This is a genomic window from Flavobacterium zhairuonense, assembly GCF_004352915.1.
GTDB lineage: Bacteria > Bacteroidota > Bacteroidia > Flavobacteriales > Flavobacteriaceae > Flavobacterium > Flavobacterium zhairuonense.
Genome location: NZ_SJSY01000071.1, coordinates 125,345 through 138,218 on the forward strand (window position 1 = coordinate 125,345; position 12,874 = coordinate 138,218).

Genomic DNA, 12,874 nt, shown 5'->3' on the forward strand with positions numbered 1-12,874 from the left:
ATCTGATTTAAATGGAAACATCAAGTCAAAATACAATTTTAATTACTGGAGGTGCAGGATTCATTGGCTCAAATTTGTGCGAGTATTTTTTGGGACTTGGAAATAAAGTAGTTTGTCTCGATAATTTTTCAACTGGTCATCGTCATAATTTGGATGGTTTTATAGAGAATTCAAATTTTAAATTAATAGAAGGTGATATTCGAAATTTAGCTGATTGTGTTTTGGCTGTGCAAGGAGCTGATTATGTTTTGCATCAAGCGGCTCTTGGGTCTGTCCCGAGATCAATTAATGATCCTATTATGACAAATGATGTAAATGTTTCTGGATTTTTAAATATGCTCGTTGCATCCCGAGATGAAAAAGTTAAGCGCTTTGTTTATGCAGCAAGTTCTTCAACTTATGGAGATTCTGAAGGATTGCCTAAAGTTGAAGAAGTTATAGGCAAACCCTTGTCGCCATATGCCATTACAAAATATGTTAATGAATTGTATGCTGAGATTTTTAGTAAAACATATGGTTTGGAAACTATAGGTTTGCGGTATTTTAATGTTTTTGGAAGGCGACAAGATCCAAAAGGAGCGTATGCTGCGGTAATTCCAAAGTTCGTAATGCAGTTGATGAAATATGAAAGCCCAATTATAAATGGTGACGGAAATTATTCAAGAGATTTTACATACATTGAAAATGTAATTCAAATGAATGAATTAGCAATCAAAAGCAAAAATGTGAACGCTGTTAATGCTGTTTACAATACGGCGTATGGTGAGCGTAATACATTAAATGATTTAGTAGGGCATTTAAAAAAATATCTTTCAGAATTTGATCCAAAAATTGCAGAAGTTCAAGTTATTTATGGTGAAAATAGAGCTGGCGATATTCCGCATTCATTGGCCAGTATTGAGAAAGCAAAAAACATGTTGGATTATAATCCAAAATATTCTTTGCAAGAAGGTTTAAAAGAAGCGGTAAGTTGGTACTGGAATAATTTAAGAGAAAAATAGACTAAGATAATAGTAGAATAAATGAAAATTACAAAAATTTGTTGCATTGGTGCTGGTTATGTTGGAGGTCCAACTATGGCAGTTATTGCTCAAAAATGTCCACATATTCAAGTGACAGTGGTTGACTTGAACGAACAAAGAATTAAAGATTGGAATGATCCTAATACAGAAAATATTCCAATTTATGAACCAGGTTTGTCTGAAATCGTAGCAGAAGCTAGAGGGCGAAATCTATTCTTCTCGACAGATGTTGAAAAAGCAATCGATGAAGCTCAAGTGATTTTTATATCGGTAAACACTCCAACCAAGACTTATGGAAAGGGAAAAGGTATGGCTGCTGACTTAAAATATATCGAGTTATGTGCTAGGCAGATAGCGAAAGTTGCAAAAGAGAATAAAATAGTTGTAGAAAAATCGACATTGCCTGTTAGAACAGCAGAAGCAATAAAAAGTATTCTAGACAATACTGGAAATGGAGTTCAGTTTCAGATTTTATCAAATCCTGAATTTTTGGCAGAAGGAACCGCGGTGACTGATTTGCTAAATCCAGACCGAATTTTAATTGGAGGAGATACAACACCTGAAGGAGAAGATGCGATTAGTGCTTTGGTTGATGTTTATGCAAATTGGGTTCAAAAAGATAAAATTTTGACAACAAATGTATGGTCATCAGAATTATCTAAGCTTACAGCAAATGCATTTTTGGCACAAAGAATTTCTTCAATAAATGCAATGTCTGAATTGTGTGAAAAGACGGGAGCCAATGTAAATGAAGTTGCAAAAGCAATTGGAATGGACAGCCGAATTGGGTCAAAATTTTTAAAAGCTTCTGTAGGCTTTGGAGGGTCGTGTTTTCAAAAAGATATTTTGAATTTAGTATATATTGCAAAATCTTATGGGCTAAATGAAGTTGCTGATTATTGGGAACAGGTAATCATAATGAATGATTATCAAAAAAGAAGATTCTCTAACAAGATAGTTCAGACTTTATATAATACAGTAGCAGATAAGAAGATTACCTTTTTAGGATGGGCATTTAAAAAAGACACCAATGATACTAGGGAATCAGCGGCTATTTATGTTGCAGATGACTTAATTAATGAGCAAGCGCATATTTCAGTATATGACCCTAAGGTTTCGCAAAGCAAAATGTTAAGTGATTTGGATTATTTGCAAACAAGATCAAGTGAAGAGAATAATAAATCTTTGATGGTATTTGAAGACCCTTATGAGGCTTGCAAAGACGCACATGCAATTTCAATCTTAACAGAATGGGATGAATTTGTAACATACGATTGGCAAAAAATATATGATTCTATGCATAAACCTGCATTTTTGTTTGATGGAAGAAATATATTAGATGCAAAACAATTAGAAACAATTGGATTTATTTATAAAGGAATAGGTTCTTAACTTTGAGAATGATATTGAAGTGAAATTTAATATTAGATTAATTAGGTAGAAGGTGTCGAAAATTTTATTTCAATGAAAGAGCTATGAATTGGTATGTACTTTATACAAAACCCAAATGGGAGAAAAAAGTTGCTGAAAGGCTTACACAAATAGGTGTTGAATGTTATTGTCCATTAATTACCCAAGTTAAGCAATGGTCAGATAGGAAAAAGAAGGTTGAAGTGCCTCTTTTTAATTCTTATGTATTTGTTCAGCTTTCAGAAATTGACCGAAATTCTGTTTTCAATATTCCAGGCGTTGTGAGATATTTGTTTTGGTTGGGGAAACCTGCAGTTGTTAGGGAGGAAGAAATTAATATAATTAGAGCTAGTTTAAAAGATACTAATGTCAGCGATATTTCTGTGTCTTCAATTCAAGTAGGGGATAGAATAAAATTAGAATCAGGAGCTTTTAGTAATCAAGATGCAATTGTTCAAGAAGTTTCAAAAACACATTATATTTTGGTTTTAGAATCTATGGGTTGTGTTCTCAAGATAAAATACAAATAGTTTTAACTAAAAAAATAAAAACAGAAGATAAAAATGCTCGGATTTGAGATTTTATCTTCTGTTTTTTTTATAGTGTTTTTTTTTACACACTGATAAATAACTAGTTGTGGTTTTTAAAATTTTTCTTATTTTTTGTTTTACTCTTATTACGGGAAACCGTATTGAATAAATTGAGTTATTATGTTATATTTGCCGAGAATATACTTTTTAGTAAACCGAGCAAATAAATGGGGCTTGGAGTGGCGAAGCCATGTGTTGTAATGATTAAAGCTAATATTTTTTAAATGAACGAGAACATAAAAATAGCTATTATTGGTTTAGGTTATGTTGGTCTTCCTTTAGCAAGATTGTTTGCTACAAAATATCCAGTTGTTGGATTTGATATTAATGAATCTAGAGTTGCTAGTTTAAAATCTGGAATAGATTCAACTTTAGAGATTGATCAAGATACCTTGAAAAAAGTATTGGTCGATAAGCCCACAAAAGAGGTAGGCCTTTATTGTACAAATATCTCAGAGGATATTGCAGATTGTACTTATTTTATTATTACGGTTCCAACACCTGTGGATAAAAATAATCGTCCTGATTTAACTCCGTTATATAAATCAAGTGAAACTGTTGCTAAGATTTTAAAAAAGGGTGATATCGTTATTTACGAGTCTACCGTATATCCAGGCGTTACAGAAGAACAATGTGTGCCAGTCTTAGAACGAATTTCAGGGCTTAAATTTAATGTTGATTTTTACGCAGGATATTCGCCAGAGCGTATCAATCCGGGAGACAAGGAACATACTGTTGAGAAAATTTTAAAAGTCACTTCTGGATCTACTCCAGAAATTGGTTTAAAAGTAGACGCTTTATACAAAACTGTAATTACTGCAGGAACGCATTTAGCCCCAACAATAAAAGTCGCTGAGGCTGCCAAAGTTATAGAAAATTCTCAGAGAGATATTAATATTGCTTTTGTAAATGAATTAGCCAAGATATTCAATTTAATGAATATCGATACTCAAGAGGTATTGGCGGCGGCGGCTACAAAGTGGAATTTTTTACCTTTTAAACCAGGTTTAGTAGGTGGACATTGTATAGGTGTTGATCCGTATTATTTGGCACAAAGAGCACAAGAATTTGGCTATCATCCTGAAATAATTTTAGCAGGACGACGTTTAAATGATAGTATGGGTGAATATATTGCTTCTCAGGTCGTTAAATTGATGATAAAAAAAGGTATTTCCGTTAATGGAGCTAATCTTTTGATGCTTGGAATAACTTTTAAAGAAAATTGCCCAGATGTCAGGAACACCAAAATTGTTGATGTTATAAAATCTTTAACAGAATATGGGATATCAGTAACAATATTCGATCCCCTGGCTAATATAGAGGAAGTAAAAGAAGAATATAAATTAGTTACTGTAAATTCAATTCCTAAAGAAAAATTTGATGCAATAGTATTAGGTGTTGCGCATACTGAATTTCTAAAATTAAATTTCGCAGAATTACAGAAAGAAAATAGTTTATTATACGATGTAAAAGGAGTCTTAGGCGCTGTAGCTGACAACAGGTTATAGTTTCTACGACTCCTTTTTTTATTACTATAGAAATAATGAGTACAAAAAAAACAATTACGCATGTAATTTTAACTGGTGGTGTAGGCTCGAGATTATGGCCACTTTCACGTAAAAGCCAACCAAAACAGTATTTAGAGATTTTTGAAGGTAAATCTTTATTTGAAATGACAGTAGATCGCAATAGTCATTTAGCCAATAAAGTCATGGTTGTTGGAAATGTTGATAATCATCATTTAAGTGGAAAAGTAATGGATAAATCCAAAACTTTATACACGAATATTGTTGAGGCAACTCCTCGAAATACTGCTGCGGCAATTGCTTTTGCAGCCTTTGCATCCGACCCTGAAGATGTATTGATTGTGACACCATCAGATCATATCATTGATTTAATGGAAAATTATAATAATGCTATTGATGAGGCTATTTCAAAAGCAAATGACGGCTATATTGTGACATTTGGAGTTATCCCAACAAAGCCTGAAACGGGATATGGGTATATTGAATCAAAAGGCGATAAAGTAATATCTTTCCGTGAAAAGCCAAACGAAACTACAGCAAAAGAGTTTATCGCTAGAGGCAATTTTTTATGGAACAGTGGAATGTTTTGTTTTAAAGCCGGAGTTCTTTTGGATGAATTAAAACAATTTGAACCAGTGGTATATGAAAAGTCTAAAGTGGTTTGGGAATCAAGCAAAGAAGGCTTTCTAGATTTAGATTTATCAATGGAAATTCCTTCTATTAGTATTGATTATGCTGTAATGGAGCGAAGCAAGAAAATTAAAGTTGTTCCAGCTTCATTTTCATGGTCAGATTTAGGGTCGTTTGAATCAGTTTATGATTACTTGATTTCAAAAGGACATCCAATTGATAAAAATGGAAATATGGTAATTGGGTGTGATTTGCACACTACTTTTTTAGGATTAAAAAATACAGTATTTGTTCACACGGATTCTGCTAATTTGATTTTGCAAAAAGAAAACTCGCAAGATGTAAAAGATATTTATAGCGAACTAGAAAAGCAAAATTCAGAGTTATTAAATTAATTAAATTTAAAATGAAAAAAATTCTTATCACTGGCGGTGCTGGTTTTATTGGTTCACATGTTGTGAGACGTTTCGTAAATAAATATCCAGAATATCACATTTTTAATTTAGATGCTTTAACTTATGCTGGAAATCTTGAAAACATTAAGGATATTGAAAATCAACCGAATTATACTTTTGTAAAAGGCGATATCGTTGATGAAACTTTTATCAATGAGCTTTTTTCTGAACATAATTTTGATGGTGTTTTGCATCTAGCTGCTGAATCTCATGTAGATCGTTCTATTGAAGATCCGCTAGCATTTGTTAGGACAAATGTTATTGGAACAATGAATTTGTTAAATGCAGCTAAAAATCAATGGAAAGGCAATTTTGAAGAGAAAAGATTTTACCATATTAGTACAGATGAAGTATATGGCTCTCTTGGTGCTGAAGGTTTGTTTACAGAAACAACACCTTATGATCCTAACTCTCCCTATTCAGCTTCAAAAGCAAGTTCGGATCATTTTGTACGTGCTTACGGAGAAACTTACGGTCTTCCATATGTTTTGACAAATTGTTCAAATAATTATGGGTCATACCATTTTCCTGAGAAATTAATCCCGCTTTTTATTAATAACATTATAAATAATAAACCCTTGCCAGTTTATGGCGACGGAAATTATACACGTGATTGGCTTTTTGTAGAAGATCATGCTATTGCTATTGATTTAGTTTTTCATGAAGGTAAAAATCACGAAACATATAATATTGGCGGTTTCAATGAATGGAAAAATATTGATTTGGTAAAACTATTGTGCCAAATTATGGATGTCAAATTAGAAAGAGAAAATGGAACTTCTGAAAAACTAATTACTTATGTAAAAGATAGACCGGGACATGATTTACGATACGCAATCGATGCTTCAAAAATCAATAAGGAATTAGGATGGAAGCCATCTGTAACTTTTGAAGAAGGTTTAGAGAGAACAATTAATTGGTACCTTAACAATGAAGAGTGGCTAAAAAATGTGACTTCAGGATCTTACAAAGATTATTACAATAAACAATATTCATAATATAAATTTTTTTAACGATATATAAAAGTTAAAACTACAGCTGAAATGAGAAAGATAACTTACGTTCTTACATTATTTTTTATTTTATTGATGTCTTTTCAGGGACATGCTCAGGATTTGCTTAAGTCTAAAGATTTGAGTACTGTAAAGGTTGATTATTTGTCAGATGATGATTTGGCAAAAATCAGTGCCCAATTAAAAAGTAATAATGCAACTCTTGATGAGATTGAGTCAATAGCATTGTCAAAAGGGATGACTCAAACAGAGTTTAATAAACTGAGAGTTAAACTTACAGAGTATGAGAAGAAAATTGCAAAAGATTCTGAGAAAAATAAAACTACAGATAAAGACGGTAAGTCAAAGAAAACAGACAAAGATTCTGAATTTGGGAGAAAACAAGAAAAAATTAAAAATGACAAAGTAAAAGACTCATTAAATGCCTTGATTTTTGGCTCCGAATTATTTGATAATCCAACATTAAATTTTGAGCCTGATTTGAAACTGGCGACACCAATGAATTATGTTTTAGGCCCTGGTGACGAACTACAGGTTAGTGTTTATGGTGTTCAAGAATATAATGCCAGCATTCCAGTAAGCGTTGAGGGAAGAATAGCTATTGATTATGTTGGGCAAATTGCGGTTTCTGGAATGTCAATTGAAGTAGCCACTCAAAAGATAAAAGCGGCAATAGCAAGAGTATATAGTACTGTAAGATCAGGACAATCACAAGTTAGTGTTAGTTTGAGCGGAATCAGAACTATTAAGATTACCATTGTTGGCGGAAAACAACCAGGAAATTATTCGATCTCATCATTGGCTACGGTCTATAATGCTTTGCATTTAGCTGGCGGTCCAGGAAAAAATGGAAGCTATCGAAATATTGAGTTGTTAAGAAACAATAAAGTTTACAGAAATATTGATATTTACAAATTTTTAGTTAAAGGTGATCAATCTGATAATGTTACATTAAAAGATAATGATGTTATTAGAATTCCTTCATATATTGATCGCGTTGTAGTCGAGGGAGAGGTTAAGCGTCCTGGGATTTTCGAAATGAAAAAAGGAGAAAAATTCTCTGATTTATTAAATTTTGCATCTGGATTTAATGAATTTGCTTATACTGCTTCAGTAAATGTTTTGCAAAAAACAGGAAAAGAATTTAAAGTTCATGATATTAATGAAAGTGAGTATAATACCTATATACCACAATCAGGCGATGTTTTTAAAGTAACTAAAATTTTAAATCGTTTCGAAAACCGTATCAAAATTGAAGGTGCTGTTTTTAGACCAGATTATTATTCTTATAGTGAAGGAATGCGAATTTCGGATCTTATTACAAGAGCAGAAGGTCTTAAAGAAGATGCATATACAAAAAGAGCTCGAATTATTCGTTTAAAAACAGATTTAACCACTGAAATTGTAAATGTTGATTTAGGAAGTGCATTGTCTGGGGATTTAAATGCTGACATTGAATTAAAAAGGGAAGATATTGTAACTGTTTATTCAATTTTAGATTTCAGAGAAGAATACAGAGTAACTATTGATGGTGAAGTTAAAAATCCTGGTGAGTATGAATATTTTGAAAATTTAACTTTAAATGATTTGGTTGTACAAGTAGGAGGACTTACCGGTTCAGCATCAAAAAGAGTTGAAATTGCTAGAATGGTGAAGTCTGATGTAATAGATGATACAGATCCCAAACGAGTTGAATTAATAGAGTTAGAAATTACTGCAGATAACAATGAACAGGTGAAAAATTTTATACTAAAGCCTTTTGATGTAATCAATATACGTAAAATGGCTGTGTATGAAAAACCGCAAATGGTTACTGTTTCTGGAGCAGTAGGATACCCAGGGAAATACGTTTTGGCTAATAAAAAAGAAACAGTTTATAATGTGGTTATGCGAGCTGGAGGATTAACTTCTATTGCCAACCTAGATGGGATGAAAATTAAAAGACCAATTAAGCAAGAGCAGATTGAAAAAATTGAAAGTGTTGATTTGAATTTATCTAAAAATGATACTCTAAAAGAAAGGCTTGCTAAAAAATTAAAAGAAGATTTAAAATATGCTACTATTCCAGTTAATTGGGAAAAGATAGTAAAAGATAAAAATCATTATTCAAATGTGACTTTATTTCCTGGTGATGAAATTGAAGTCGCAGTTTATAATGAAGGTGTAAAAGTTACTGGAAATGTCTTGCTTACTTCTGAAATTCCTTACAGAAGTGGTAAAGGATTTAAGTATTATATTAATGCGGTAGGAGGAGTTGATAATAAAGGATGGAAGAAAAAAGCATATATAATTTATCCAAATGGTAAAGCTGATGTAACAAGATCATTTTTGTTTTTTAGATCATATCCTACTGTAGAGCCAGATTCTCAAATTGTTGTTCCAGAAAAGCCAGAAACTAAAAAGATGAGTACTGGAGAGTGGGTTAGTATTGGTAGTGTTTTAACTAGTTTGGCATTGCTTATTGTTACGGCTTTTAAATAAAAAGAAATGATGGAGAAACAGTTAATTGAAAATGATGAAATTTCATTAAAAGTATTGGTTCAAAAAATAGGAGAATGGAAAGAATATTTATTATCACAATGGAAAATAATTATTCTAGCAGGAATAATTGGAGGAGTTTTAGGATTAACATTTTCGCTTATTAAGAAATCTACTTACACCGCAACTTTAACTTTTGCGTTGGAAGATGAAAAACCAGGCGGGGGATTGGGTGGTGCTCTTGGATTAGCAAGCTCATTTGGTTTTGATATCGGCGGCGGAGGTGGTAGTATATTCACAGGTTCAAATTTAACCGAGCTATTTAAATCACGCTTGATGGTTCAGAAAACTCTACTGTCTCCAGTGAAGATAAATGGTAAAAAAATTTCTTTGGCCGAGATGTATATTGAGAATAATGAGTGGAGAAAGAATTGGGATGATGATTCTAAACTGAAAAACATACAATTTGTACCTGGGAGTAATCCCCAGAAGTTTACACGAATACAAGATAGTATTTTAGGAGTCATATATAGTAATCTTTTGAAAACTTCTTTAGCAGTAGCTCAAAAGGATAAAAAAATATCAATTATCACAATGGATGTGACTTCTGATAACGAATTGTTTTCTCTTTATTTTTGCGAAACACTTGCAAAACAAGTGGGTGAGTTTTATGTTGATACAAAAAGTAAAAAGGCTCGTATGAATATGCAAATTTTAGAGCATCAGGTCGATTCTGTTCGATCTGAATTAAATGGTGCAATTACTGGCGTTGCTCTTGCCAACGACAATACTTTTAATTTGAATCCAGCCCTTAACGTGCGTAGGACACCTTCGGCTAGAAGGCAAGTAGATGTACAAGCAAATACTGCTATACTTACAGAGTTAGTTAAACAAAGTGAATTAGCAAAAGTAACTTTACGAAAAGAAACGCCTTTAATTCAAGTTATAGACCGACCAATTCTGCCACTACATAAAGAACGTTTAGGAAAAGCAAAAGGCATTATTATTGGAGGGCTTTTAGTTGGGTTTCTGACTGTTTTAGGGTTGATCTTTAAAAGGGTGCTAAAAGGCTTAGAGATTGTTTAAGGTTGACATGCTTAGTTTTAAATAATTTTATTTGTAAACGGAGAAGAGAAACTTAACAAAATTACAATTTGTGATTTTTTGTTAAGCAATTAGAATAAATAAATGTAGCAAAGAACGGTGTTTTTTATGCTGACCAATTAGTAAATAAATGGAACTAAAAATTATAAGTTTCCCTAAGATACATGACCCTAGAGGAAATCTGACTTTTTTACAATATCCAACACAAATACCTTTCGAAATAAAGCGAACTTTTTGGACTTACGATGTTCCAGGTGGAGAGATACGCGGTGGACATGCTTATAAAACTCAAGAGGAAATTATTATTGCTTTAAGTGGAAGTTTTGATGTAATAATTACAAATCCGGATGGTAGTACAGAAAAATATTCATTGAATAGAAGCTATTATGGGATATACTTACCAGCAAAAACATGGAGACATATAGAAAATTTTTCTACAAATTCATTGGCTTTACATGTTTCAAGTGATTTTTTTACAAAGGAAGATTATATCAGAGATTTTGAAGAACTAAAAAAAATAAAGGATGTATAGTGTTTCCGATTGCAAAGTAGTTGACTTGTCAAAGGTGCACAGTGATGCTGGTAATATTACTGTTTTAGAAAATAATGTTAATGTTCCTTTTGATATTAAAAGAATTTATTATTTGTATGACGTTCCCATGGGAGCTGATAGAGGTGGACATGGTCATTACAAATTACAGCAATATATAGTTGCTGCCAGTGGTTCATTTACATTTGTTTTAGATGATGGTATTACTAGAAAAGATTTTTTTTTAAATGACCCTTCAAAGGCATTGCATATATTGCCTGGTATTTGGAGAGAGATTAAAAGTTTTTCGAGTGGTTCTATTTGTCTAGTATTGGCTTCTGCTGAATATGAAGAGTCAGACTATATTAGAGAGTACGATGAATATTTAAAATATAAGAATGATACACCCACTATCTGATGTGCAAACAAAAAAAATTGGAGAGGAATCTTTTGTCTGGCAATTTTCAATTATACTTAAGGGAGCATCGATTGGAAAGCGATGCAATATAAATTGTAATGTTTTTATAGAGAATGATGTTTTTATTGGCGATGATGTTACCATAAAACCAGGTGTACAAATTTGGGATGGTGTTTTGATAAAAAATAAAGTAATGATAGGCCCAAATGTTACTTTCACTAATGACAGAATCCCTATTTCTAAAAATAAAGATTATAAAAACGAGAAAACAATTGTCAATGAGTCTGTTTCAATAGGAGCAAATTCTACAATTTTATGTGGAATTGAAATCGGAGCTAAAACATTAATCGGAGCAGGAAGTGTATTGACAAAAAGTACTCCACCATATACCGTTTGGTACGGTAATCCTGCAACACATAAAGGTTATATTACTGATGATTCTCATTTACTAAATTTAGATTTAATAGATGAAAACACGGGAGAAGAATATTTTTTAGAAGGATTTAAACCAGTAAAAAAATGATTAAATTTTTAGATTTACAAGAAATAAATGCTCAATATGCAGAAGAACTTAAAAAAGTAGCAGCTGAAGTAATTGATAGTGGTTGGTATTTATTAGGGGAACAAGTAAAAAGATTTGAAAGCAATTTAGAAACTTTTCAAGAAGGTGGACATGCTATAGCTGTTGCTAATGGATTAGATGCGTTGCGCCTTATTCTTAAAGCTTATATAGAAATGGGTGTTCTGCAAGAAGGTGACGAAATTATAGTTCCTGCCAATACCTACATAGCTTCAGTACTGGCAATTACAGATAATAAACTAGTGCCAGTTTTGGTCGAACCTAATTTAAGTACTTTCAACTTAGATTTGAATTTGATTGAAAATAAAATTACTCCGAAAACTAAAGCTATTATGGTAGTTCACTTATATGGAAGAATTTGTTGGGGTGAACAGTTAGAGATTCTGGCTAAAAAGTTTAGTTTAAAAATTATTGAAGATAATGCTCAAGCGATAGGTGCTCGATGGAACGGAATTAGAACAGGGAATCTCGGTGATGCTGCTGGTTTTAGTTTTTATCCAGGAAAGAATCTTGGGGCACTAGGAGATTCGGGTGCAGTTACGACTAAAAATCCAGATTTAGCAAAAGTTATACGTGCTTTGGCTAATTATGGTTCTGCTGAAAAATATGTAAATCAGTTTCAAGGTCTAAATAGTCGCATGGACGAACTACAAGCGGGTTTTTTGAATGTTAAGTTGCGCTACGTTGACTCTGAATTAGTACGTCGTCAAGAAATAGCAAATCTTTATATTAAAAATATAAAGAATGAAAGAATAATTTTGCCAGAAAGTGGTGAATTAGGAACTCATGTTTGGCATCTTTTCGTGTTGCGCGTTTCTAACCGTAAAGATTTGCAAGATTATTTACTAAAAAATAACATACAAACATTAATACATTATCCCATACCGCCCCATAAACAGAAATGTTATTCTGATTTAAAAGATTTAGTCTTACCAATAACAGAACTGATTCATAATGAAGTTTTGAGTTTACCAATAAGTCCTGTTATGAAAAGTGATGAGGTTTTTAAAGTTATTGAAGTTTTAAATAATTACAAATAAAAATTTAAATAATAAATTATTTTTTATTCAAGGTACTAATGATAAGGCGGAAAATAAAAACATTACTTAAAAATCCTTT

The 12,874-nt window shown here is 32.1% G+C and carries 12 protein-coding genes; all 12 read left to right on the forward strand.

Translation table 11 applies throughout. The features are described from left to right. Window positions 1-11: 11 nt before the first annotated feature. The 12 genes from EYY60_RS09540 to EYY60_RS09595 all read left to right on the forward strand — a co-directional run bounded on the left by EYY60_RS09540 (window position 12) and on the right by EYY60_RS09595 (window position 12,795). Window positions 12-1,001, forward strand: a complete 990-nt coding sequence (locus EYY60_RS09540; protein WP_132989121.1) for an SDR family oxidoreductase — start codon at window positions 12-14, stop codon at window positions 999-1,001. Window positions 1,002-1,022: 21 nt separating this feature from the next. Continuing rightward, the gene (locus tag EYY60_RS09545; protein ID WP_132989122.1) at window positions 1,023-2,414 is read left to right on the forward strand and encodes a UDP-glucose 6-dehydrogenase; all 1,392 of its coding nucleotides are present in this window, start codon (window positions 1,023-1,025) and stop codon (window positions 2,412-2,414) included. A gap of 83 nt (window positions 2,415-2,497) precedes the next feature. Further along, window positions 2,498-2,962 (forward strand): UpxY family transcription antiterminator, encoded by a 465-nt coding sequence (locus EYY60_RS09550; protein WP_132989123.1) that lies wholly within the window; start codon window positions 2,498-2,500, stop codon window positions 2,960-2,962. Window positions 2,963-3,246: 284 nt separating this feature from the next. After that, window positions 3,247-4,530 carry a nucleotide sugar dehydrogenase gene (locus tag EYY60_RS09555; RefSeq protein ID WP_132989124.1) on the forward strand — a complete coding sequence of 428 codons (1,284 nt, stop codon included), beginning with the start codon at window positions 3,247-3,249 and terminating at the stop codon, window positions 4,528-4,530. A 35-nt stretch (window positions 4,531-4,565) separates the two neighbouring features. Further along, window positions 4,566-5,573, forward strand: a complete 1,008-nt coding sequence (locus tag EYY60_RS09560; RefSeq protein ID WP_132989125.1) for a mannose-1-phosphate guanylyltransferase — start codon at window positions 4,566-4,568, stop codon at window positions 5,571-5,573. 11 nt (window positions 5,574-5,584) lie between these two features. Further along, on the forward strand, window positions 5,585-6,631 hold the full coding sequence (gene rfbB, locus EYY60_RS09565; RefSeq protein ID WP_132989126.1) for a dTDP-glucose 4,6-dehydratase: 1,047 nt from the start codon (window positions 5,585-5,587) through the stop codon (window positions 6,629-6,631). A 45-nt stretch (window positions 6,632-6,676) separates the two neighbouring features. Then, window positions 6,677-9,127, forward strand: coding sequence for an SLBB domain-containing protein (locus EYY60_RS09570; protein ID WP_132989127.1), 2,451 nt, complete (start codon window positions 6,677-6,679; stop codon window positions 9,125-9,127). Between the two features lie 6 nt (window positions 9,128-9,133). Further along, on the forward strand, window positions 9,134-10,210 hold the full coding sequence (locus EYY60_RS09575) for a lipopolysaccharide biosynthesis protein (RefSeq protein ID WP_317128858.1): 1,077 nt from the start codon (window positions 9,134-9,136) through the stop codon (window positions 10,208-10,210). Window positions 10,211-10,358: 148 nt separating this feature from the next. Further along, the gene (locus tag EYY60_RS09580; protein ID WP_132989128.1) at window positions 10,359-10,760 is read left to right on the forward strand and encodes a sugar 3,4-ketoisomerase; all 402 of its coding nucleotides are present in this window, start codon (window positions 10,359-10,361) and stop codon (window positions 10,758-10,760) included. After that, complete coding sequence (locus EYY60_RS09585; protein ID WP_132989129.1) at window positions 10,753-11,175, forward strand: sugar 3,4-ketoisomerase; 423 nt, start codon at window positions 10,753-10,755, stop codon at window positions 11,173-11,175. Before EYY60_RS09580 ends, EYY60_RS09585 begins: the two co-directional genes overlap by 8 nt. Beyond that, complete coding sequence (locus EYY60_RS09590; RefSeq protein WP_208749465.1) at window positions 11,156-11,698, forward strand: acyltransferase; 543 nt, start codon at window positions 11,156-11,158, stop codon at window positions 11,696-11,698. The genes EYY60_RS09585 and EYY60_RS09590 overlap by 20 nt, the downstream gene beginning before the upstream one ends. Further along, the gene (locus EYY60_RS09595; protein WP_132989131.1) at window positions 11,695-12,795 is read left to right on the forward strand and encodes a DegT/DnrJ/EryC1/StrS family aminotransferase; all 1,101 of its coding nucleotides are present in this window, start codon (window positions 11,695-11,697) and stop codon (window positions 12,793-12,795) included. The genes EYY60_RS09590 and EYY60_RS09595 overlap by 4 nt, the downstream gene beginning before the upstream one ends. Window positions 12,796-12,874 lie beyond the last annotated feature (79 nt).